At 38.5% G+C, this 23,229-nt stretch carries 28 protein-coding genes; 11 read left to right on the top strand and 17 right to left on the bottom strand.

Going from position 1 to position 23,229, the window contains the following annotated elements; translation table 11 throughout:
• The first annotated feature begins 2 nt into the window (after positions 1-2).
• Positions 3-587 (top strand): dCTP deaminase, encoded by a 585-nt coding sequence (gene dcd, locus I6F49_RS07500; RefSeq protein ID WP_197179513.1) that lies wholly within the window; start codon positions 3-5, stop codon positions 585-587.
• Between the two features lie 229 nt (positions 588-816).
• Here the strand turns inward: dcd and I6F49_RS07495 are convergent, their stop codons facing one another.
• Positions 817-1,740, bottom strand: coding sequence for a GlxA family transcriptional regulator (locus I6F49_RS07495; protein WP_197179511.1), 924 nt, complete (start codon positions 1,738-1,740; stop codon positions 817-819).
• 99 nt (positions 1,741-1,839) lie between these two features.
• Here I6F49_RS07495 and I6F49_RS07490 point away from each other — a divergent pair, with 99 nt between their 5' ends.
• The gene (locus tag I6F49_RS07490; protein WP_024592527.1) at positions 1,840-2,403 is read left to right on the top strand and encodes a cysteine hydrolase family protein; all 564 of its coding nucleotides are present in this window, start codon (positions 1,840-1,842) and stop codon (positions 2,401-2,403) included.
• Between the two features lie 48 nt (positions 2,404-2,451).
• On the opposite strand, the gene I6F49_RS07485 is transcribed toward I6F49_RS07490, so the two are convergent.
• Both I6F49_RS07485 and I6F49_RS07480 read right to left on the bottom strand, forming a co-directional pair.
• Positions 2,452-3,234: a CLCA_X family protein gene (locus I6F49_RS07485; protein ID WP_165727525.1), complete on the bottom strand. Its 783-nt coding sequence runs from the start codon at positions 3,232-3,234 to the stop codon at positions 2,452-2,454.
• 24 nt (positions 3,235-3,258) lie between these two features.
• Positions 3,259-3,855, bottom strand: coding sequence for a tRNA-uridine aminocarboxypropyltransferase (locus I6F49_RS07480; RefSeq protein ID WP_010554237.1), 597 nt, complete (start codon positions 3,853-3,855; stop codon positions 3,259-3,261).
• A gap of 137 nt (positions 3,856-3,992) precedes the next feature.
• Here I6F49_RS07480 and I6F49_RS07475 point away from each other — a divergent pair, with 137 nt between their 5' ends.
• Positions 3,993-4,337, top strand: a complete 345-nt coding sequence (locus tag I6F49_RS07475) for an Hpt domain-containing protein (protein ID WP_007582543.1) — start codon at positions 3,993-3,995, stop codon at positions 4,335-4,337.
• 105 nt (positions 4,338-4,442) lie between these two features.
• Positions 4,443-5,660: a pyridoxal phosphate-dependent aminotransferase gene (locus tag I6F49_RS07470; protein ID WP_197179509.1), complete on the top strand. Its 1,218-nt coding sequence runs from the start codon at positions 4,443-4,445 to the stop codon at positions 5,658-5,660.
• A 75-nt stretch (positions 5,661-5,735) separates the two neighbouring features.
• Here the strand turns inward: I6F49_RS07470 and I6F49_RS07465 are convergent, their stop codons facing one another.
• The 4 genes from I6F49_RS07465 to I6F49_RS07450 all read right to left on the bottom strand — a co-directional run bounded on the left by I6F49_RS07465 (position 5,736) and on the right by I6F49_RS07450 (position 8,721).
• Positions 5,736-6,203: a glycine zipper 2TM domain-containing protein gene (locus I6F49_RS07465; protein ID WP_197179507.1), complete on the bottom strand. Its 468-nt coding sequence runs from the start codon at positions 6,201-6,203 to the stop codon at positions 5,736-5,738.
• Positions 6,204-6,290: 87 nt separating this feature from the next.
• On the bottom strand, positions 6,291-6,911 hold the full coding sequence (gene lpoB / locus I6F49_RS07460; RefSeq protein WP_197179505.1) for a penicillin-binding protein activator LpoB: 621 nt from the start codon (positions 6,909-6,911) through the stop codon (positions 6,291-6,293).
• Between the two features lie 11 nt (positions 6,912-6,922).
• Positions 6,923-7,348, bottom strand: coding sequence for a YcfL family protein (locus tag I6F49_RS07455; protein ID WP_007582549.1), 426 nt, complete (start codon positions 7,346-7,348; stop codon positions 6,923-6,925).
• Between the two features lie 8 nt (positions 7,349-7,356).
• Positions 7,357-8,721, bottom strand: coding sequence for a COG3014 family protein (locus I6F49_RS07450; RefSeq protein WP_197179504.1), 1,365 nt, complete (start codon positions 8,719-8,721; stop codon positions 7,357-7,359).
• 656 nt (positions 8,722-9,377) lie between these two features.
• Here I6F49_RS07450 and I6F49_RS07445 point away from each other — a divergent pair.
• Entirely contained in the window at positions 9,378-10,247 is an 870-nt protein-coding gene (locus I6F49_RS07445) for a DMT family transporter (protein ID WP_197179503.1), read from the top strand.
• 23 nt (positions 10,248-10,270) lie between these two features.
• On the opposite strand, the gene I6F49_RS07440 is transcribed toward I6F49_RS07445, so the two are convergent.
• The 7 genes from I6F49_RS07440 to I6F49_RS07410 all read right to left on the bottom strand — a co-directional run bounded on the left by I6F49_RS07440 (position 10,271) and on the right by I6F49_RS07410 (position 16,927).
• Positions 10,271-10,957: a M15 family metallopeptidase gene (locus I6F49_RS07440; RefSeq protein WP_197179502.1), complete on the bottom strand. Its 687-nt coding sequence runs from the start codon at positions 10,955-10,957 to the stop codon at positions 10,271-10,273.
• Positions 10,957-12,087: a succinyl-diaminopimelate desuccinylase gene (gene dapE / locus I6F49_RS07435; RefSeq protein WP_197179501.1), complete on the bottom strand. Its 1,131-nt coding sequence runs from the start codon at positions 12,085-12,087 to the stop codon at positions 10,957-10,959. Before dapE ends, I6F49_RS07440 begins: the two co-directional genes overlap by 1 nt.
• Positions 12,087-12,431: an ArsC family reductase gene (locus tag I6F49_RS07430; protein WP_166421401.1), complete on the bottom strand. Its 345-nt coding sequence runs from the start codon at positions 12,429-12,431 to the stop codon at positions 12,087-12,089. Before I6F49_RS07430 ends, dapE begins: the two co-directional genes overlap by 1 nt.
• A gap of 4 nt (positions 12,432-12,435) precedes the next feature.
• Positions 12,436-12,933, bottom strand: a complete 498-nt coding sequence (locus I6F49_RS07425; protein ID WP_166421400.1) for a PTS glucose transporter subunit IIA — start codon at positions 12,931-12,933, stop codon at positions 12,436-12,438.
• 3 nt (positions 12,934-12,936) lie between these two features.
• Positions 12,937-13,323, bottom strand: coding sequence for an ACT domain-containing protein (locus I6F49_RS07420; protein WP_197179500.1), 387 nt, complete (start codon positions 13,321-13,323; stop codon positions 12,937-12,939).
• Positions 13,324-13,550: 227 nt separating this feature from the next.
• The gene (pta, locus tag I6F49_RS07415) at positions 13,551-15,710 is read right to left on the bottom strand and encodes a phosphate acetyltransferase (protein ID WP_197179498.1); all 2,160 of its coding nucleotides are present in this window, start codon (positions 15,708-15,710) and stop codon (positions 13,551-13,553) included.
• A 2-nt stretch (positions 15,711-15,712) separates the two neighbouring features.
• Positions 15,713-16,927, bottom strand: a complete 1,215-nt coding sequence (locus I6F49_RS07410; RefSeq protein WP_197179496.1) for an acetate kinase — start codon at positions 16,925-16,927, stop codon at positions 15,713-15,715.
• A gap of 284 nt (positions 16,928-17,211) precedes the next feature.
• Between I6F49_RS07410 and yfbV the strand changes: the two genes are divergently transcribed.
• Positions 17,212-17,658: a terminus macrodomain insulation protein YfbV gene (yfbV, locus tag I6F49_RS07405; protein WP_166421415.1), complete on the top strand. Its 447-nt coding sequence runs from the start codon at positions 17,212-17,214 to the stop codon at positions 17,656-17,658.
• Here the strand turns inward: yfbV and I6F49_RS07400 are convergent.
• From I6F49_RS07400 to xthA, 3 genes are read right to left on the bottom strand one after another with little or no spacing between them, the layout of a single operon-like run.
• On the bottom strand, positions 17,642-18,445 hold the full coding sequence (locus tag I6F49_RS07400; protein WP_197179494.1) for a putative RNA methyltransferase: 804 nt from the start codon (positions 18,443-18,445) through the stop codon (positions 17,642-17,644). The two genes, yfbV and I6F49_RS07400, sit on opposite strands and share 17 nt — an antisense overlap.
• The gene (locus tag I6F49_RS07395; protein WP_197179492.1) at positions 18,442-19,089 is read right to left on the bottom strand and encodes an energy-coupling factor ABC transporter permease; all 648 of its coding nucleotides are present in this window, start codon (positions 19,087-19,089) and stop codon (positions 18,442-18,444) included. The genes I6F49_RS07400 and I6F49_RS07395 overlap by 4 nt, the downstream gene beginning before the upstream one ends.
• A gap of 5 nt (positions 19,090-19,094) precedes the next feature.
• Entirely contained in the window at positions 19,095-19,901 is an 807-nt protein-coding gene (gene xthA, locus I6F49_RS07390; protein WP_166421394.1) for an exodeoxyribonuclease III, read from the bottom strand.
• A gap of 240 nt (positions 19,902-20,141) precedes the next feature.
• On the opposite strand from xthA, the gene I6F49_RS07385 reads away from it, so the two are divergent.
• From I6F49_RS07385 to I6F49_RS07365, 5 genes are all read left to right on the top strand, one after another.
• The gene (locus I6F49_RS07385) at positions 20,142-20,573 is read left to right on the top strand and encodes an exonuclease III (RefSeq protein ID WP_197179484.1); all 432 of its coding nucleotides are present in this window, start codon (positions 20,142-20,144) and stop codon (positions 20,571-20,573) included.
• Positions 20,574-20,799: 226 nt separating this feature from the next.
• Positions 20,800-21,321 (top strand): EF-hand domain-containing protein, encoded by a 522-nt coding sequence (locus I6F49_RS07380; protein ID WP_165721507.1) that lies wholly within the window; start codon positions 20,800-20,802, stop codon positions 21,319-21,321.
• Between the two features lie 151 nt (positions 21,322-21,472).
• A complete protein-coding gene (gene scpB, locus I6F49_RS07375) occupies positions 21,473-22,063 on the top strand; it encodes an SMC-Scp complex subunit ScpB (RefSeq protein WP_024590449.1) in 591 nt (196 codons plus the stop codon).
• Positions 22,060-22,932: a 23S rRNA pseudouridine(2605) synthase RluB gene (gene rluB, locus I6F49_RS07370; RefSeq protein ID WP_007582584.1), complete on the top strand. Its 873-nt coding sequence runs from the start codon at positions 22,060-22,062 to the stop codon at positions 22,930-22,932. The genes scpB and rluB overlap by 4 nt, the downstream gene beginning before the upstream one ends.
• A 136-nt stretch (positions 22,933-23,068) precedes the next feature.
• The coding region (locus I6F49_RS07365) for a transposase domain-containing protein (RefSeq protein WP_197179482.1) at positions 23,069-23,229 on the top strand (161 nt) is incomplete at its 3' end.

Below are 23,229 nucleotides of genomic sequence, written 5' to 3'. Positions count from 1 at the left end.
TAATGAGACTTTCAGACACACATATTAATGAATACTTAAACGATGGCCGCATTGTTATTGAGCCTGCACCTACAAGCGATATGATTTCAGGTGTTACTGCCGATTTACGCTTAGGTAATAAATTTAGAACCTTTAATGCGCACAACGCGGCATACGTCGATTTGAGTGGTCCAAAAGTTCAGCTAAATAAAGCCATGGAATCAATCATGAGTGAAGAAATAGTGCTTGATGAAGGTGAAGCATTCTTTTTACACCCAGGTGAACTTGCTCTAGCTATTACACACGAAAAAGTAACTCTGCCAGCAGACATAGTAGGTTGGTTAGATGGACGCTCATCGCTAGCACGTTTAGGTTTAATGGTGCATGTAACTGCGCACCGAATAGATCCAGGATGGAGCGGTAATATTGTGTTAGAGTTTTACAACTCAGGTAAATTACCACTGGCGCTTCGCCCACTGATGAAAATTGGTGCAATGAGCTTTGAAATGTTATCGGGCCCGTGTGAAAACCCATACAATATTCGTAAAGATGCTAAATATAAAGATCAAAACAGTGCAGTTGCAAGTCGTATTAGTGACGATAAGTAATCACCAAATATAGACATTACTCATCTATTTTATGAAGCGCGTAACCCAGTAGTTCAAAGTACTGGTTAAGCGCTTCATTTGCTTTATTAAGCGGATACAACAAGTTTACTAAGTATAAAAGTGAAAGCTTTGTACCTTTAATTCAATAATTAGAATAATAGCCATTTATTTTAATAGTGAAGTGAGAACACAACGGTAATTAATGGCTCTTCTCTTTGGTATTATCTATTTAAACAAACCTTTCTTTAAACGCTGTAGGGCTTAACCCTATTGTTTTAATAAATACTTTGCGAAAACTGTTTACATCATCATAGCCAATATTTAGAGCTACTCGCTCAAAACTGTGAGTGGTCGATTCTAATAGCTCACATGCCTTTTGCACTCTTATTTTTTGAATATACTGTATCGGCTTTAATGTTGTAGCATGGGTAAATTTTCTAAGAAATGTTCGTTCGCTCATACAGGCCAAAGCAGCTAACATGGAGACATTCAGTTTTTTATTATAATTTGCTTGAATGAAGTGCTGAACTTGTAGTATTTGTTTATTCCCGTGATTAAGTTTTGGCGAAAAGCTGCCATAATAGCGTTGTTCTCTTTTACCCGTATCAACGATAAGAAACTTTCCAAGTGTACGCATAACGTGTGGTTTTGTGAATTGAGCCACGATTTCTAGCCCTAGATCAATCCATGACATCAGCCCACCTGCGCTAATAATATCACCGTCATTAATTAGTAAACTTTCAATCTCAAGAGATACTTTAGGGAATGCCTCATGAAATTCATCAGCTAATTGCCAATGTGTTGTAGCAACACGATTATTTAATAAGCCTGTTTTGGCAAGTATAAATGCACCAGCGCAAGCAGAGCATAATATAGTCCCTTTTTGATGAGCCTCGTTGAGGTATTGCAACAACTTGGGTTGAGGCGTGAAGAAATAATCACCATCTAAGTTTGGTGGAAGAATAATAATATCATTTTGGCTCATCCCATCTAAATCTATATCGGGCTGAATGACCTTTACAGAGAACTGAACTTCAAGCTGGCTTTCTATAACTATCCTGTTTGCCAAAAAAAATAACTCTTTAAAGCCTTGTACTGCACTTTGTAGGGCGTTGGGGTAGTCGATAATTGTGATCTGAACATGCTTTGTCATTTTTAAACTGATTTATGGCTATTTCGCCATCGGTGTAATGAGTTGATGTTTTGCATAATAGTCTCAACAGATAACCTAAACAACATAAGAGAGATTATTATGTCTAACATAGCATTACTACTTATTGATTTACAAAACGATTATTACTCTACATTCGAAGGAGCTAAATGGCCTCTGTCTGGAACTGAAAAAGCCTCAGAAAATGCAGCAATACTACTAGCTCAATTTCGTGATAATGGTATGCCTGTAGTTCATGTTCGTCATGAGTTTCCTTCTGACGAGGCTCCGTTCTTTGTGCCTAACTCTGATGGTGCGAAAATCCATCCTACGGTTACTCCAATTGAAGGTGAGCCGGTCGTTTTAAAGCATCAAATAAATAGTTTTCGCGATACAGATTTACAAAGAGTACTAGAAGAGCTCAACGTTGAAAGGTTGATTATTGTTGGTGCTATGAGCCATATGTGTATTGATGCTGTCACTCGTGCTGCAGTAGATTTTGGCTATGAATGTCATGTAGCACATGATGCTTGTGCTACATTAGATCTTGAATTTAATGGGGTGGTAGTATCTGCACATAATGTTCATCATGCATTTATGGCTGCATTGAGCTTTGGTTATTGTAATGTTCAGAGCACAGACAAATTACTAGATTTAGTTCGCTAACCATTAGTACAGGTAATGGTTTAGCTAAGCATCACTTTAAGAGCTGATTTAATCCATTTTATGAAGCGCATAACCCAGTAGTTCAAAGTACTGGTTAAGCGCTTCATTTGCTTTATTAATATGCCCAATATTTGGGTATATTAAATTACTACTTTGTAAGCCCCCCACTAAAAAGCTATTTTTTATATTTGAATGCTGCTCAATACAGGCTTCAAAACACCGTGCTGCAAGCTCTTCTGGCATGCTCATATAATTCATATTGTGGGCTTTATCGTGTTCTATACACGTTTGTACAAAGTTATTTGCATCAACGCCGTGCTCATCTAAAAATACATGTTTATAAAAACTGTTCAAAGCATTATTAAGTGGATGCGATAAATTAGGCGTGTTTGAAAGCCATAATTTTGAGGCAAAACCAAATCGTGGTTTTGCTGCAAATAAATGCTCGCTTATATGATGGTCAAACGCATGAAACCATTCGTGAGCAAGTGCACCACCGCCTGCATTTTTTGCAAGGGCAAGCGTTTGAGAAGCTGCATTATAATGCGCTTGTACACCTTTTTGACCGCCATGCCCAAATGCAAAATTAAGTTTGCCGCGCAGGCCAATCGCTTTAGGCGGTAAATGCAGTATTTGTGCAAGGTCGGCCAGTGCATCGTAAATTAAATTAGCGCTAATGTAGCGCTCTTCTTTAGTTACCCATTTACCGACGACCATTGATCTAAAGCCAAAGGTATCTCTTATATCGCTAAAGTCGACTTGGTCGTCAAAGCGATAGTCGGGGCCTTGGCGAGTAAAGCCACGTTTTAGCCTGTTAGGGTAGTTACGCATTGCAAGTTTCATATAGTAACGAATTTAATCTAAGTAACGTGCTTTTACGTGCTCGGGCATGTGTTGGGTTTGTTTTTGTATTAATTCATCAAGCACATTATAAAGTGGTGCAGGATTTAACTGCTCTATTAAAAACAAACTATGCGCTACGGCTTCAAGTGTGGATAGGCTGTCGGCCCTAGGGGCTTTACGAATAGCATAACGATTTTTAGGTAACTGTTTAAAACTGACCGTTTTGAATTGATTTAGCAATGTGGTGAGCTGCAAAATTTTGTAGGCTTTTTTCCATGTACCATCAACCACGATTAAATGGGTGATGTTTTTTATATTAGATTGCTCAGCGCTATCGTCTAAATTTACAGCGTGTTCGTTAGGGTAGAGCAAAACAGTTGAGCTTACTGGCAGTGATTTAAGAATAGAAAAGTCGTCATTATTTTCGCCTTTGACTATTTGGCAATCAGTTAGACACAAATTGAGTAGTTTAGCGGTATTTTTTGCTATTTTTTCTTCGCTTGGGTGCTGTAGAATAATAACCTTAACTTTGTTGTTTATATTTGTAATTGCGCTGCAAATACAGGTGTTAAGTGCAAAGTTACAATGATTACAAAGTGTGCGTGCCATTTAATAAACTTTTTGTTGCCAGTATGATCCTCACAATTATACATTTATAAGGTAATTAAGTTGGTTTTTTTTACGCATCAATATAAAGTAGTACTATTAAACTGTAATTTACATGGATTGTTTTAAGGGCTTAAAATATGACAGAAATAAATATTGATACATCAGCATTAGAGAGTATGGAATCGTTATTGGGTGAGCAGTTTGCTGATACACTTGATTTTTGCTGCTCGGAGTTTGAGCGTTTAGGCTCTGAAGTTTTAGCAACCATTGGAAAAGACAGAGAAGCGGCGATTCGTCACTCTCACAGCTTAAAATCTAACGCGGCGCAGTTTGGGGCTTCAAGCCTTGCTGAAGTGTCTCGCGTTATTGAACAAAATTTAAACCTAGATAACTTAGCTGAAGCCATCGACGCATCTAATAGTTTAATGGCTCAAGTAACAGGCTCTCAAGCTAAGCTAAATGAATGGTTAGCATCTCGTTAATTATTGAAACTGAAACGTGAATTTATTTCAGTATTAAGCGCTTAAATACACTGGCATTTTATGCCTTTACTAGGTTAGTCTAAAGATTCACTAGTCGAGGTAAAAATGTCTGATATTAAAAAGAGTCACAAATTAGAAGGTGTATGTTATGACATTCGTGGGCCGGTTTTAGCACAAGCTAAAAAAATGGAAGACGAAGGTCAAAAAGTATTAAAATTGAATATAGGTAATCCGGCTGCTTTTGGTTTTGATATGCCAGAAGATATGCACCGAGATATTATCCGCAACTTATATTCAGCCCAAGGTTACTGTGACTCTAAAGGCCTCTATTCAGCCCGCGTGGCTATTTATCAGCACTACCAACAACGTGGATTACATAATTTAGATGTAGATAACATTTATATTGGTAATGGCGTAAGCGAACTTATTCAGATGATCACCCAAGCGCTATTAAATAATGGTGACGAAGTGCTTATTCCTGCTCCAGATTATCCACTTTGGACTGCTTCGGTCACGTTATCGGGTGGTAATCCGGTACATTATTTATGTGATGAAGAGCAAGATTGGTTTCCGGACATTGCCGATATAAAAAGTAAAATCACGTCTAAAACTAAAGCTCTGGTATTAATTAATCCTAATAATCCTACTGGTGCGGTTTACAGTGATGATTTGTTAATGCAATTAATTGATATAGCGCGTGAACATAAACTGCTGTTATTGAGCGATGAAATTTACGAAAAGATTTTATACGATGGTATAACGCATACTTCAATCGGCTCACTTTGCGACGATGTGCCTATTATTACTTTTAATGGTTTAGCTAAAACCTACCGTGCAGCGGGGCTGAGAATGGGGTGGATGGTTCTAAGTGGTCGTACCTCGGTAATGGATGATTTACGCAAAGGCCTAGAAATACTTTCATCTATGCGTTTGTGCGCAAATGTACCTGCACAGTATGCGATTCAACAGGCTTTGGGCGGCGTGCAATCAATTGATAGTCTAATAAACCCGGGTGGGCGCTTATATGAGCAGCGTGATATTGCATGGCGTGGATTAAATGATATTGAAGGCATTAGTTGTAAAAAACCTAAAGGCGCGCTCTATGCATTTGCCAAAGTAGATATAGCACTTTTTAACGTCAAAGATGATGAAAAGATGATGTACGATTTACTAAAAGCCGAAAAAATATTACTTGTGCATGGCAGGGCGTTTAATTGGCCAGAGCCTGATCACTTTAGATTAGTATTTTTACCAAGCAAAGATGATTTATCCGATGCGATGTTAAAAATGAAACGCTTTTTTAAAGATTACCGACAAGTATAATTACTTAAATGCATAAAAAAACGAGCCAAATTTGGCTCGTTTTTACTTTAGTCATGAATATACTAGATATATTGGCTAGTACGCTTTATCTACACGCACTGTATTGTCGTTCAAGTACACTAACCTTACGTTATCGCCTTTGCTAAAACGCATAGATTGGTCCTGATCTTGAACAACCATAAACTGGTCGCCATTTTCAACTTGTATTAGTAGTTCAACAAAGTGATTTTGCTGATAATGACTTTGCTGTTGCCTGTTGTGTGCAACACTGCCGCCGATTACCGAGCCTAACATTGTTGCTACAGTACGGCCGCTACCTCCACCAAATTGGTTGCCTACTACGCCACCGAGTAATGCACCGCCAAAGGTTTTCCAACCGTTGTTTTTATCTTGAATGATTTCTTGCTCGGTAATATTGCGTACCGACTTCACGTCACCAAATAAAACTTGCTGCACAGGGACTGCTTTATTGCGCTCGTATTTAGCAAACGTAGGTGCACTAATTGTAAGTAAAGCGCACATTATTACAGTAATTGCTTTCATAACTTGCTCCTTTTATACCAACCTGCATAAATCTTTGATCAATTTAATTCGTTAAATAGACCTCATATATAAGCAGATTGGTATTAGCTACCAGCCAAAGGTTGATTTTTCTTTCGTTTTACGAATTTCAGTTTCGTCTGCCCACTCAACTAGGCCGCTTTCCATATCCATTAAACGCATTGTAAATTTGTAGTATACGTCTGATTTATCGGCATTTGATTTAACTATGCTCGATAAATTTCCATATAACATATATTGCGCGCCAATTTGTTTACCAAATGCAACGGCTGTTGCAGGGTTAACAAGGGCATCTTCGTTTTGAAACGTTAATTGTTCACGTACTGATTCAACACGGGTCATATCTACAAAGCGAAATTTACCGCTGCGCAGCATTTGTGTTGAGATTGAATCGGTGATTGACTCTGTATCAATGTGCTCGCTGGTTTTATTTTTAATACGCTCAACAAATACTACAGGGCGTTTATTAGCGGTCATTGTGCCAACCACAGGTGAGCTTAGTAATGAGTCGGTCATTTGGCTCGCTACTTTTTGTAAGTCGGTAGAACCAAAGTTAATATCTGTTGTTTCTACTGCTTGTGCATCGCCATAACTTACTACGGCTTTATTAGCACAGCCGCTGAGTACTAAAGCGCTTAAGCCAACTAAAGCGTAAGTTGATGCTGTTTTAAGTTTTTTACTGATGATCATAATTGTTTCCTTTAATCTTTAAATTCTTGTGATTCGGTAGACACTTCTCTTACTGCTAAAGAAAAGGTAACTGCATCAGAGCTAGGTGCTAAGCCCGGTAGTTGTGTTTTTGCAAAACCAAATAAGGTAAGAGCTTGCCAAGGCGAGTGGTTGCCTTTAATCACAAAGCCGTCTTTATCAAACCAATTAAATTGATACTGTAAATACTGTGACTTTTTATACTGGCTCGAAAGTGTCACTACCACGTCGGTTAACTGGTTAGTTTGACGTGTTTTAACATCAGTAATGGCCAGCTTTTTACCGAGTTCTGGGTTATCTACACGTAATTGCTCATTGAACTGATTTTTATTTTGTTCAACAGAAATACCCGATGTAACCGGTTTGCTGGAACATGCACTGAGCATTAAGACTGCTAATAATGGCGCTATGTATTTCATGATGGCTCCTAAAGTTGAACTACGTGGTAATTAAAGTAGTTATTAATAGAGGTTAAGTAAATTAACGTTAACCCTTGCTTACTAATGGTGAAATTTATAGGTGCTTGTGTGCCTATATTAAGGGAATGCTCACCTGTATTTAGGCTTTGCCTTGCAACGCTTATTTGATTTGGAAGTGTAAGCCAGCTACGTGTATCGGCTTGCTCAGACGCCAAATTATAAATGTTAGCGAGTATGTTACCTACATCACCTGCGCTGCGTGCAAGCTCTGCACGCACCTTCTCTTTTGCAACAAGCCTAAGTACTTGGCGAGCGACTTTTGCAGGTATTTGATCTTCTAACGTTTTAGCTGCAAGTGCTTCAAGATGTACCAGTGGGCTAAGTTCTAAACTTTGTGCATCTATATTTATGTTGTTAAGACGACGCACATAGGCGTTATCTTTGTACACTGGCATTGCTAAGCTGTAAAAGCGTGCATCGCCACCTGATGAATAAATTGGTAAACGTAGCTTAAATTCATCTTGTTTTGGTACTAAGCCTTGTTCAAATAAAACAATTACTTCGCCTTGTGTTGCAGAAATAGTAGGTGCATCACTAAAACGCTTTTTAAATTCACTTAGGTCTTGATCAAACCCTTGTTTTTTAGCAAGGCGCATTACGTCTTGCTGTAAATAAACATTGTTAGGTTGTATAGCCAGTGCTTTTTTGTAATCAATGTACGCGTCGTCGTATTGTTTAGCACTTTGGTAAAGCAAAGCAGATAAGTAAAATGTGTAGGCATTTTGAAAGCCATTTTTTACATCTCTGGTCACATTACCCATGCTAGGGTAGTGCTGCTGCGCTTCTTTAACTGTTGAGTCGACTTCTGCTTCATTTTCGCTAAGTGCATCAACTTGTACTTTATTAGCACGACGAATTTCGACTAAAGCACCTTCTACATCATTTTTATATACATAGTTAAGTGCTTTATAACTGTGTAGCATGCTCATTTCGTAAGCTGGTGGTACATAGGTTATTGCTGAGTCGTTAGTAAATAATGCATTACTTTGTTCAAGCCCTGCACTTACTTGTATTTTGGCACCTTCGCGTTTTTTTTGCATTTGGGTATACACGTTTTCAAACTTACTTTGTGCACCCTCTGGTGTGTTGGCTAAGTCGTTTAAGCGAGCTTGCTCAAGTTGATTGAGTAAGTAGCTACTGTGCATGGCGCTATTATTAGCAATAAGAGATTGGGCTTCTTCGATATTATTTTTTTCGACCGCATTTCTTATTGGTGTCATTTGCGTGGCATAGTCATTAAATAGGTCATTAAAGCCCATTGTGCTACACCCACTTAAAATCCAACAAAAGCTTAAAATTATACTTAGGCGCACTGCGCACTCCTCTTAATTTACCTGTATACATTAACATATTATTTTTAGCTAAATGTGTGAAATATTGTAAAAAATCGTAGAGTAATACTGACTGTTAGCATTCAAATATAAGATGATATTAGGGCGTGTTGATCTTTGGTGGTTGATTTTGCAGCAGCATGTTTGGTATTTAAGTAAGGCAGAGCCTATGAAGTGTGGTTATTCCCCATAAATAGGCGATAACGCAGCATAAATGCCAAACAGGCGCTGCCCAAAGGGTTCTTTCTAGGGGCGATTAACTCTTTGTTGCTCGGTTTTGACTTAGCCCACTAGGTTACAAACCTCGCGCCGCGATTAAATCTCCCCTAGATTGAACAAATTTCAATCCACAAAGGTCCACACGCCCTAGTCAACAAAGTGTGAATTTTTCTTGTTGAGTAACAATAGTGAAATGCTTAAGCTACTTTATTGGTCTTATTAAATACAATGATCCCTAAAGCGTAGATGATCTAATTTATTAAACTAAATACTCTCTTTGCACAGTTATACCAATCCTGTTTAAATGTGCTGCTCAGTAAGCGGTTTTATAGATGCTTATGATAATGTTTTGAGCTTAGTAGGTTAATTAATTAATTGAAATAACGCTGTAATTCGCTTTTATTGCTAAGGAATTTTTTTTGAAAGCTACGTTGTACACATTAATTGCTTTAATTGCGTTTGCCGCAAATTCTCTTTTTTGCAGAATGGCCTTAGCCGAGGGCTATATAGATGCTTGGAACTTTACTGTAATCCGTTTACTTAGTGGTGCGGCGTGTTTAGGTATTATAATGGCTATTTATACTCATAATTTAAAACGAAAAGGCACATTTAATACCGCTATTTTAAGTGACAAAGGAAGCTGGCGAAGCAGTATTAGCCTTTTAGTTTATGCGCTTTGTTTTTCGATTGCCTATGTAGAGCTAGATACAGGCACTGGCGCACTTATTTTATTCTCCGCTGTGCAACTCACTATGATTGGTTGGGGTATCTATAAAAAAGAGCAGTTGAGTGTGCTTCAGTGGTGCGCGTTTATAGTGGCATTAGGTGGATTTGTATATTTAATGCTGCCTTCTGCTGCGGTGCCTTCTTTATTAGGTGCATCGCTTATGGCACTCAGTGGTGTTGCATGGGGTATTTACAGTATTCGCGGTAAAGTGTGTGTATCGCCACTGCGTACTACTGGATTTAACTTTATTAGAAGCTTAGTGGCTATTCCTGTTTTATTACTTGTAGGTATGAGTTATTTAAAAAATATGAGTATTGAAGGGGTGTTACTTGCATGTGCCTCGGGTGCGATAGCTTCTGGAATTGGTTACAGTGTTTGGTATGTGGCTATGCCACTGCTTAAAAGTACACAAGCTGCTGTTGTGCAGCTTTGTGTACCTGTACTTGCAGCCATTGCTGGTGTCTTGTTTTTATCAGAGCAGGTAACAATGGAGTTTGTAATAGCAAGCTCGTTAATATTAGGCGCGGTGCTGGTATTTATCTTAAATAAAAAGAAGGCTTAATATTATTTAAGTTAATCTTCTTTTTAAGGGGGACTCACGTTTGTTACAAAGCGTGTATAAATAGCGGGTAAGTTATCAAGTATTGCCTGCTTGCCCTGTAGTTTACTATTTTTTATGCATTCAAAAAGTACTTGCTCGCTAAGCGTATTCACTAACAATTGTGATTGCTTAATATGGCTTATATGCCAAAGCTCGGGTGCTACGCCGCCTAAATCATGCTGGTAAGGACGATAAAAACCAAATTTAGCTAGGTGTGTATCAAGCCAATTACTTAAAGGCGCAAACGGACCACCTTGCTGGTACTCATCAGGTGTTAGCTGTAGTTTATAGTCATCACTCACTGCTGCTTTATCAAACACATCTAAATCGGTCCCTAAGTGATGCCTACTTGCCCCTGGTAATGCAGAGTAGAGCATGATCGCTATACACTTATCACTATCGCTTAGCTTAGTTAAATCGACAATCTCTTGCTGTTTATTAAAAACAGGGCGAATACCTAAAAACTTATTATCCCAAATAATTGATTGACGATTAAAATCACGAAAACTTGAGGCAATAGTAAGCTCAAATCCTGCTTTTTTGGCTGCACTTTGTAGTGCTAAAAAGTCGCTGATAATAGCGCTGTGCAAGCGATGATTTTGTATATCAGCTAAATGTGTATCACTTTGGCCAGTAATACACATTATTGGTGTTGGTTGAGTGACATCCATTATGTTAAAAGTTGCTCTAATATTTGCTCGTAAATGTCGGTAAGGGTTATTAAATCATCGGTACTTACGCATTCATCTACTTTATGAATAGTGGCGTTACGCGGGCCAAGTTCAATTACTTTAGCGCCTGTTTGTGCAATAAAGCGACCATCTGATGTACCGCCAGTGGTTTCTAGGTTGGTGGTTAAACCGGTTACTGATTTAATTGCTTTAACTGTGGCATCAACAAGCGGGCCATGCTCGGTAATAAAAGGCAAGCCATTTACTATCCAGCTTAATTCATAATTTAAGTCATGCTTTTGTAGAATGTCATTTACACGTTGCTGTAATTGCTCATGCGTTACTTGCGTGCTAAATCTAAAGTTAAACTGTACTTCAAGCTCACCCGGAATAACATTACCCGCACCCGTACCACCATTAATATTTGAAATTTGAAAGCTGGTGGCGGGGAAGTATTCGTTGCCGTTATCCCATACCGTTTGGCTAAGCTCAGTAAGTGCTGGCGTCGCTAAGTGAATTGGGTTTTGTGCTAAATGCGGGTAGGCCACATGACCTTGTATACCTTTAACGGTTAAAAAAGCGGTAAGTGAACCTCTGCGACCATTTTTAACCACATCACCGAGTACATCGCGTGATGATGGCTCGCCTACAAGGCACATATCAATTTTTTCACCGCGTGCTTCTAATGTATCAATTACGCGAGTAGTCCCGTTTACAAACGGGCCTTCTTCGTCAGAAGTAATTAAAAAAGAAATCGAACCTTTATGATCAGGATTCTTAGTAACAAAGCGCTCGGTTGCTACAAGCATTGCAGCTAATGAGCCTTTCATATCGGCAGCGCCACGCCCATGCAATAGGCCATCTTTTATTAATCCTGAAAACGGCGGATGTTGCCAATTTTTTTCAGGACCTGTGGGCACAACATCAGTATGGCCAGCAAAACAAAAATGTGGTGATTGAGTGCCTTTTCGAGCCCATGTATTTAGTGTGTCGGTAAAAAATAATGACTCTATATTAAAGCCAACCACAGCAAGGCGATCGTTCATCATTTGTTGGCAGCCAGCATCTTCGGGTGTTACCGATTCACGTTGGATTAGCGCTTGGGCGAGTTTAATTACGTCACTAGTCATTATTTAAAAATCTCGTCATATTGCGCTGCTTTAAAACCTAAATGATAACTGCCATTACTTACAAGTACTGGGCGTTTGATCATGGCAGGTTGCTCAACTAACAATGGGATAGCACTTTCTTTAGTTAGGCTCTGTTTTTGCTCATCGGATAATGCGCGATAAGTTGTGCCTCTTTTATTAACGAGTTGCTCCCAATCAAGCTTATCTGCAAAATCATTCACCATTTGCTCGTTTACGCCATCTTTGCGGTAATCATGAAACGTAAATTCGATATTGTTGTCGGCTAAGTATTTTTTTGCTTTTTTTATCGTATCGCAATTACTAATACCGTATAAAGTGATCATAAATTTAGTTCTTCTTAATAATAGTTAATAGGGTGTCTACACCCGCGTTTACATGCGAATGTGAGTAATGAAATGTGCCAAGATTATGGCCATTAAGTAAAATTAAACTTGCTAGCATAGGTGTATCTAATTCGCGTAAATCAAAATAAGCAAGGCGCTGACCTTTACTTATTTCACTGCCATTTAGTTGTGCTATGTGTGTGTGCGTAATTGATTGCGAATCAGGAATTGTTAAGTTTATTAAGACTTTTAAGCCATTTTTAGCTTGTAAAATAAACTCAGCACCTGCGTTTTTTACTTGTAATAATGTACCGTCAAAGGGCGCTAAAATTTTGTGACTACTGAGCGTCACCGTAATACCGGGTCCAAGAATACCAAATCTAAAAATAGGTTCGGGGTGTTCTTTCAGCGACATTACTTTACCTGTAAATGGACTTGTAATAAGAATGGCATTACGAGGTGTTTTATTGAGTGCTAAATACTCTATTGTTTGTGCTTTCATAAGCTATTCGGCCACCACGTTGTAACCCTCTTTTTTTAATGCAGTAAGCGCTTGTGACGCCGTTTGTTTTTTTACTAAAATATAATCGGTATCGTAGGTTGAGATTGAAAAAATAGAAATTTTAGCACGCGCTAATACCCCCGATATATTGGCCATTATTCCCGTTAACGAAAAGCCAAGTGGGCCTACTACTTCAAGTGCTTGCCAATCAGACTCGGTATCTAGGGAGTGTATTTCAAAGCTACTAGGGCAAACAATGGATAGTTCATCATGAGTTTTAGATATAAAAAATAAAGGAAGCTTTAGGAGTGCCGCAGGTATATCGGCGTCTACATCTAAACTGTGTATAGATAAAACTGTGCTGTGTAATAGTAATGTTTGTTTTGACATTAAACGCCTGCGATACAGCATTATTAATAGCTTTATAGTATAGATTATTGGCTTTAAATTAAAGGTGTAACAGCGACTAAAGTAAGCGTTAGTAAATCGATTTTAATGGAGATTAAAAACTTACCCACAATTTCTGTGGATAAGTATGGGGGTTGCAGGGTATAAATAGCCTAACTAGTTAATTATTAAATAAATAATAGCTAGGCTATAAAAAACACATGTTAAGCTTAATGCATAATTAGTGCTTCTGCTTGAGCTGCTTGAATGGCAGTTAAGGCAATTGTATACACAATATCATCCACTAATGCTCCCCGACTCAAATCGTTTACAGGTTTACGCATACCTTGCAGCATAGGCCCAATACTTATTAAGTCAGCACTTCTTTGTACTGCTTTATAGGTGGTATTACCCGTATTTAAATCAGGAAATATAAATACAGTGGCTTTACCTGCAACAGGGCTATTAGGTGCTTTTTTAAGTGCGACATTTTCCATAATAGCGGCATCGTATTGTAGTGGACCGTCAATAATTAAGTCTGGACGTTTTTGCTGCGCAATTTTCGTTGCTTCGCGTACTTTTTCAACATCGGCACCTGTACCCGAAGTACCTGTGCTGTAGCTGATCATTGCTACTCGTGGCTCTATGCCAAATGCGGCAGCAGAATCGGCAGATTGAATGGCTATATCTGCAAGTTGTTCAGCATTAGGGTCTGGATTAATAGCGCAGTCACCATAAACTAATACTTGATCTGGAAGTAGCATAAAAAATACGGATGATACTAACGATGAACCCGGTGCAGTTTTAATGAGCTGAAGTGCAGGGCGAATCGTATTGGCGGTGGTGTTTACTGCGCCCGACACCAAACCATCTACTTTACCTTGTTCAAGCATCATTGTGCCAAGCACCACGTTATCTTGTAGTTGCTCTTGTGCTACTACAGCAGTTAGGCCTTTGCTTTTACGAATTTCGACCATAGGTGCAATATAATCATTTATAATACTTTTTGGCTCGATAATACTTACATGTTCGTTTAGCTCAATACCTTGTTGCTCGGCAATACGCATTATTTCTTCGCGATCGCCCAGTAGTATAGTTTTAGCAATTCCGCGTTGTCCGCAAATAGCCGCTGCTTTTATAGTGCGAGGTTCATTTCCCTCTGGCAATACCACGGTTTTACCTGCTTTACGCGCTTTATTAGTCAGTAAGTAACGAAATGCGGGTGGTGATAGTTTACGTGTTTTGCCCACACTTTTTGCAAGTGTGTCGAGCCAATTTGAATTGATATGCTCTGCGTTATGATTTTTTACTTTTTCAATTCGTTGGTCATCATCACTCGGTACTTCCATATTAAAGTTATGTAGTAGTAGTGATGTACGCCATGTGTCGGCATCGGTTGCAAGTATTGGTAAACCGGTTTGCATGGCTTGCTCACACAAGGCCATAATTCTCGGCTCAGGCTTATACCCTCCGGTTAACAATATAGCGCCAAGTTTTGTGCCATTCATTGCCGATAGGCATGCTGCAACAAGTATGTCTGAGCGATCGCCAGGGGTAACTAATAAAGCACCTGGCGTAAAGTAGTTTAAAATGTTTGATACCGTACGCGCGCAAAAAGTAATACGGCGCAGACGGCGATGAAGCATGTCGCCTTCGTTAATAATGGTGGCTTTTAAATAGGCGCTTAAATCTTTTACGCGCGGTGCTACCAAGTCAAAATCCCACGGGATTGCACCAAGCAACATAAACGGGTTTTTTCTAAAAATAGGTAAAGACGCTAAACGATTTAATTCGTTTTCAAGCTCTTCAGGTTTATAGGCGTCGACTAAATCGGCACGGGCGCGGCCTTCTTCATCAAGTGGTGCATTTACTTTATTAAAAATACAGCCTAGTACGCGAGGATGATCAATGCCCCCATAGTTACCTGCTGCAATTTCAAGGCGGTCTTCTATTTGTGTAATGGTGTAATTACCAGGGGTAAGTACAAATACAATTTCGGCGCCGAGTGTTTGTGCAATTTCGCGGTTTACACGCCCAGCATAAGGTTGGCGACGAGTGGTTACCATACCTTCAATAATAGCGACTTCATCATCGTTAATTTTACTCTCAAAACGTTCAACAATCTCCTCTAATAGGTCATCACCTTTACCGTCAGCAATCATTTGCTCAGCATAATCAAGTGCAAAAGGCAGAGGTGGATTAATAGGTGAACCTTGAGTCACTATTTGTGTTGATTTTTCAGGACCTGTTTCGCCTGAACGAGGCTGAGCGATGGGTTTGAAAAAGTTAACTTTAACTGTTTTTTGTTCAAGTGCACGCACTAAACCAACCGATACAGATGTTAAACCCACACCGGTAGATACAGGAATTAACATAATACGACGTGCCATAATTAAAGCTCCTTTACTATACTTGCGGCATCGTTTGCTATTACCCACTCTTCGTTTGTAGGTATAACGATAACTTTAATTTTTGTTTTTTTAGTGCTAATAATCCCTTGTTGTCCAAATCGGGCTTTAAGGTTAGCTTCCTCATCGCAATCAATGTTTAAAAAGGCAAGTTGAGAGATTACTTTTTTACGAATAAGATCTGAATTTTCGCCAATACCGCCAGTAAAAATTACAGCGTCTAGGCGCTGTAATGGCACCATGTAGGCTGCAATTTGTTTGGCAAGCCGGTAGCAAAACATATCGATTGCTAGAGTTGCTCTTTGATTCCCAGAAAGCGAAGCCTCTTCAATTGTACGGCAATCGTTAGAAAGCCCACTTATGCCCAGTAAACCGCTTTCTTGATTTAGTAAATCGTCAATTTGCTGCGCGCTATAGTTTAGTTGTGTAGTTAAAAAGTTAAATAAACCGGGATCGATATCACCACTACGCATACCCATAATTAAGCCTGCAAGGGGAGTTAAGCCCATACTTGTATCAACACTTTTACCATTTTTTATTGCACATACAGAGCAGCCATTACCTAAATGAGCACTAATAAAATTACTTTCTTCAAGGGATTGATTTAATAGCTGAGCGGCTTGACCTGCAACATAGCAGTGGCTTGTACCATGAAAACCATAACGCCTTACGCCAAAGTCGGTATATAACTTATAAGGAAGAGCATAAAGATAAGCGACTTCATCCATAGTTTGATGAAACGCGGTGTCAAATACCGCGACTTGGGGTAATCCTTTAAACGATTTTTTTGCAGATGAAATACCTAATAAATTAGCATGCCCGTGCAGTGGAGCAAGTGTAGCAGCTTGTGTAATTCCCGAAATAACATCTTCGTCGATAAGTATTGATTGTATAAAATGTTCACCACCGTGAACAACACGGTGACCTACCGCTATCAAATGCTTATCTAATTTATATGATTTAATTAATGCCACTAGGGTATTGATTGCCTCAGCGTGAGCTTCGTTAGCTTTCAAATTAATAGCGGTCTTAGCCCCATTATATTTATATTTTATTGAAGGTGCTTCGCTTCCCAAGCGCTCAGCCAAACCAGAGATAACCTCGTGACCATTATTTGGATCTATAATGGCAAACTTTAAGCTAGAGCTGCCGCTATTTAGCACTAAAACGTGTTGTGACTTAGGAGAGCTTGTTGGCATAAATTCAATTTCCATAAACAAATTTAGTAAGTGAACATTAATACGTAATAGTTACACTTACGGTATTAAATAAAGCAAAAACAATTGAGTGATCAAATGCAAAGCAGTTAACGTAATGTTAAATACTTTACCTTAATTAGTGGGTTTTAGTTAGAACTGTATGCTATTTAATAGTAAATTTAAGCTCTTTAGCGCAGACAGTGTAACTCCTTCATTTTGTGTTACACTTTAGGTATAGCTCGTATTTGTATTGTATTTAAAAGCAGTATCTGTGAGGAGTCATGATGCAAAAAAGTGTGATGTCACAACTACAAACTGGCCGTTTGTATGGTAAAAAATGGCCAATGCGCAAAGAGCTTGCGCCTTTATTTTTAGAGTTTAGAGTAATTAGAGCAACTGATCTGGCTATTACAGTAATGCCAATTTTAGCCATGTTTACTTTGTTTTTTCAGCTAAATTACTTGGGGCCTGATTTTTTACCACAAGCCATAGCGAGCGCATTATTTTTTATATCATTGCCGTTACAAGGTTTATTTTGGTTAGGTAAGCGAGCACAAACGCCTTTAGAGCCCGCTATGCACAAATGGTATAACGAGCTTTATACTAAAATGGTAGCTAATGGATATCAGATGCAGTTAAGTGAAAACAAGCCCCGTTACATGGAGCTTGCTAATTTACTTAAAGATATGTTTGATAAAATGGATAAGGCGTTTACTAAAGAGCAGTTTTAGTAAATTGAGTTATGTAAAACGATAAGGTGACAGTGTGCTCACCTTTTTCTTCGAGTGCTGCCCAGTGCTCGGGTCTAAATTTCCACGCGAATGGCGTCATCATTATTAAGTTTTTAATATCAGCAAAGCCAAGCATTACTTGCTCTGTTAGAAGAATCTGTTCTGATTTTTGAAATCCATTTGGAGTCGTAATTTCAGTATGTTCGTTTACTTCTGAATATATATACGATTTCAATTCTTTTAAATGACAAGGGCCAGGGCTTGCAACCACTAATGTTGCGTTTTGATTTGCAAGACGTTCAAGTTCTTCTTCAAACAAAGGTGCAAATACACTTACAAGTACATCAGCAAATTGGTTTTTAAAGGGCGCTTGGCTGATTGATGCCACACTAAATTGGCAATTAGGGTAGCGCTTTGCAGCATACTTAACTGCAGATTTTGAAATATCAACACCGTATACAATAGCGTTTGTTTTACTCGCTATTGCTTGGGTATAAAACCCTTCACCGCATCCTAAGTCAATAACAGTGTTTGCACTTATATTACTCACTATATCACTAAGGCTTTGCTGTAAAAAACGATAATAACCACGCTCTAAAAATGCGCGTCTTGCTTGTACCATTTCAAGTGAGTCACCCGGTTGTTTTGAGTTTTTTTGCTGCACAGGCAGTAAATTAACGTAGCCTTCTTTGGCAAAATCAAAGCTGTGGTTGTTAGCACAGCGAAGCGTTGAATCAGCTTTTAAAAGTGCTAGGTTACACAGCGGGCATTGATATTCAAGACTCATGAGTCTAGGTAGTCCTTATCGTAAAAAGTTTTTACCCAATGAGGGCGATAAATGATCATAATTGTTATAGCCATGCCATTGAGCATAGCTTCAGGAAACCAAATAATAGCACTTAAGTAAACGTAGTTATCTGCAAGTTCTTGCCAATTATATTGCCCTATAGCCAAATAAAATAAAGCACCTATGCCTATTTTTATACAGGCTATAAATCCTGCGGTTATAAACGCGCAAACAAATATATAAACAAAAAAATGACGAGGCAAATATTGGTAACTAATTATAAAGCCAAGGTAGCTTAATAAAATAGGAATAAACGCACCAATAAGCAGTTGAACAGGTAATAGCTCAACTTCAATTTGGCCAAATACAGCGAGTAAGGCTGTGGCAAGTAGGCTACTTAAAATCGTTAATCGCCAGCCTAAAATTAATGTAGCGGCAGTAACACCTAGTATGTGTAAATCAAGGCCCGTTAAAATGCCTGCCTTTATTCGCCAAAGCACTGCAAACACTAACGCACACGCAAGCACACCCGTTTGTTGAGCTGATGTGCTATAAAGCGATTTATATGTTTTTTTATCAAAGCTTAAAATAGCAATGATAATTACAAGGGACCAAAGTAGTCCCTGTATTGTTATGCTGAGCATCGTAATTACTTAAATGTTGACCATATTGGGGCATGATCTGACGGTTTTTCAATACCGCGAAGTTCATAATCAATACCAGTATCTATACAGCGTGCAGCAAGTTCATTAGTTGCAAGAACAACGTCAATACGAAGTCCACGGTTATCTACAAACCCTTTTGAGCGGTAGTCAAACCACGAGTATTGGTCGTCTGTTTCAGGGTTTTGCTCTCTAAAGGTGTCTTTAAAGCCCCAATTAAGTAATGTTGCAAGCCATTCACGCTCTACCGGTTGGAAAGAACATTTACCTGTTTTTAACCAACGTTTTGCATTTACGTCGCCAATACCAATATCTAAGTCAGTAGGTGATATGTTTATATCGCCCATAACTATTACGTCCTGATCGGGTGTGTGGTTGGTTTCAAGGTGGGTCATTAAATCTTTGTAAAATTGACGTTTATAAGGGAATTTAGTTTCGTGATTAATATTATCACCTTGTGGAAAATAGCCGTTCATTACTGTTAAATCTCGACCGTTATCTTGCTCAACAGTGACGCTTATCATGCGTTTTTGAGATTCATCTGTATCGGTGGCAAAGCCTTTTAATACCGATTTAGGCTCCTTTTTGCATAACATAGCTACGCCATAATGTGCTTTTTGACCATGAAAGTAGACGTGATATCCCATTTTTTGTACATCTTCTAAAGGGAACGCTTCGTCATGAACTTTAATCTCTTGCAAGCCAATAACGTCTGGTTGATGTTTGTCGATAATTGCTTGTAATTGATGAAGACGAGCACGCAGACCATTGATATTGAAAGAAATCACTTTCATAAAATTTACCTTAAAATTGGTTCTATTTAATGGCTCAAATTGTATCAGTAAATACGCGTACATAACATGACTGAATTGAGATAATAGCTGCACAAATGTTGATCAATTGGTGGCTAAAGTTTAAACATTGTAAATGCATTATTAATTTATTAAATAAATAAAAAATTCAATTGAACTCATTTTTATTGAATATATAATGCGCGAAATTCACTTGTTTAGCTCGTTCAAATAGGATCTCTCATGAAAACACAACTACTTTTAGCTACTGCCTTATTAGTATCTGCAACTGCGTCTGCACAAAGCAATACTTACTTCAGTCAAGATAACAAAATTGAATCTAAGTTATGTGTACTAAGCGCAAATGAAGGCTTTAGTGCTGCTCGTAAAGAAGCTGCCCAGCACGGTGTTTACTTGTCTCGTTTTTCTAAAAGCATTTTATGTAATGGCGAAGATATTCGCGATATAGCTAAAAAAACGACGCGAAGCACAGCATCTGCTGAAAAAATAGAAGTGTTTGCTAAAGACGCTCAACAAGAAACTCAATTATGTATGACGGCTTTAAAACAAGGCTTAGCACCGGTTCGTCAAAAAATTGGTAACCTAAACTCATTAAAATGTAATGGTCAAAACGTTACTGAGTTTGTTAAACGCTATCAAAACGCAGCAATCTAATTATTAGCTTAACTATATAACTAAAATTGAGATATCTGGTTTTTACCGGATATTTTTTTGCAAAAATTACAAGGGTGTTTGCAAAGCTTGCAAGCTTAACTTATTGAAAGTGTTTAATAAATATACCGATCGAGATTAAGTTATTGATTATTATAAGTTAACTATTATTGGCATTGGATTTGTATTAGTTAAAGTGACATTTAATTAATTACGAAGGATACGTCTTATGAAAAAGTTAACATTAGCAGCCACTATTTTAGCATCATTAAGCTTAGCGGCTTGTTCATCTAATCAAGGTCTTGAAAGAATAGACAGTGACTTTGCAAGTTTAGATAATGATAGCGATGGCTACATCTCAAAAGTTGAAGCTGATGACGATAGCATTTGGGGCCATTTTTCAAATATTGATACCAATATGGATAACGAAATTAGCCGCAAAGAATTTAACACTTATATGAAGCTTAATAATGGCAAAGTAGCCACTGATTCTGAAGTAAGTGAGTCGGCATTTAAAGCTGAAATTGCTAAATTCGATAAAATTGAAAGCAGCTTTGCAAGTCTAGATAACGACAGCAATGGCTATATCTCGGTAGTTGAAGGTAACGATGATGATATTTCAAATCATTTTGGTTACATGGATAAAAACCAAGATAAGCGCATCAGTAAAAGCGAGTTTATGGGTTACATTAAAAAATACGGTAACGCAGTAGCTGAAGATGATGCATTAGAAGCTTTTAAAAGTAACTAATAGTTACCATTTTAGTAAGTAAGATTAAAGCCAGTGCTAGGCACTGGCTTTTTTGTGTTTTAAATTTAGTTATTTGATAGATATATTTTCCTAGTTTGGTGTTGTTCTGTCATAATAGATGGCTGTGTATTTTTATTTGTTAAGAGTGTGTATGGCGGGTCGGCGAATTAGTGATGAACAACTAGTTGAGATCATTGAAGCAGCTATTTTTGTTGCAGATAAGCCTGTTAGTAAACGCCACCTTAAAGACATCGTATTAATAGATTTAGCTATTTCTATGGCACGAATAAATGACGCAATAGATACAATACAAGAGCATTTTCAAACTCGTGGTATTCGCTTAGTTGAAGTTGGTAGTGGGTATCGGTTTCAGGCATGCAGTAGTTTAAGCCCTTGGTTAAATAACTTGTGGCAAGAACGCGCACCAAAATACTCGCGTGCTTTACTGGAAACATTATCACTTATTGCATACAGGCAGCCCATTACACGCGGCGAAATTGAGCAAGTAAGGGGTGTTACTACGGGTTCGAATATTATTAAAACCTTACTCGAAAGAGAGTGGGTTAAAGTGGTAGGGCATAAAGAGGTTCCGGGAAAGCCGGCTTTATATGCAACTACTAAGCAATTTTTAGATTATTTTTCGTTAACTGGACTTGAAAATTTACCTGCGTTGCCAACAGAGCAGCAAAGTAAAATTAACCAGTTATTGAGCGATCCTTCTGTGAGAGAACCATCCGAATGAGTATTATACAAGGTGAAAAGTTACAAAAAGTCTTAGCCCGTGCAGGCGTAGGCTCACGCCGTGAAATGGAAAAATACATTGACGCAAACCGCGTTAGTGTAAACGGTAAAGTGGCAAAGTTAGGTGACCGTGTTGAAGAAACCGATTTGATTCGTGTTGACGGACACAGTGTAAAAATCGAAGAAAAAGCAGACCGAATCTGTCGTGTGATTATGTATAACAAACCAGAAGGTGAGTTAAGCACACGTAAAGATCCTGAAGGGCGTCGTACTGTATTTGACCGACTTCCTCGTATTGATGGCGATCGCTGGATTGCGGTTGGTCGACTAGACGTTAATACATCGGGTTTAATGCTTTTTACAAACGATGGTGAACTGGCAAACCGTTTAATGCACCCAAGCTATGAAGTAGAGCGTGAATACTCTGCACGTGTATTTGGTGAAGTAACCAACGAGACGGTTAAAAACTTACTACGTGGTGTTGAGCTTGAAGATGGTCCAGCCAAATTCACGACTGTAACCCCTATGGGTGGCGAAGGCGTTAACCGTTGGTTTAACGTAACGTTAAATGAAGGGCGTAACCGTGAAGTTCGTCGTTTATGGCAGTCTCAAGATGCGGAAGTATCTCGTCTTATTCGTATTCGTTACGGTAAACTAGAGCTTGATAAGCGCGTGCCACAAGGTGGTTGGATGGAGTATGATTTAGAAACAGTAAACTACTTGCGTAAAACCGTTAAATTAGGCCGCGAAACACAAACTAAGCTTTCTGTTATGCCTGAAAAACGCAAAGATAAACGCGCTAAAATCAACCAAATTCGTAAAGCAGTTAAAAAACACAATCAGCGTGTTAAGCCGACTAAACGTAAATAATCAATTAGTTATTTATTGAACACAAAAAAGCCGCTAATTGCTAACACCGATCAGTTAAGGCATTTTTTGATCAGTTGACCGATCTTTTGGTTGCTTCACAATACCCTTATCATCTTTTGATTATGAGGGTATTTTTATGCTTAGTCATTGGCTACTTGATACAGATATATTCGCCTCTCCTGACTCTTTATCTACATTTCAGAAACATATCCCTCTTGAGTGGATTTCTAATGTGCTCGAGCAGACCGATAAAGCAAGTATTCGCAAACGTAAGTTACCTGCTGAGCTTGTCGTCTG

Origin of the sequence: Pseudoalteromonas sp. SWN166 (assembly GCF_015864485.1) — a bacterium.
Lineage (GTDB): Bacteria > Pseudomonadota > Gammaproteobacteria > Enterobacterales > Alteromonadaceae > Pseudoalteromonas.
This window is presented reverse-complemented; position numbering and strand designations above follow the sequence as displayed.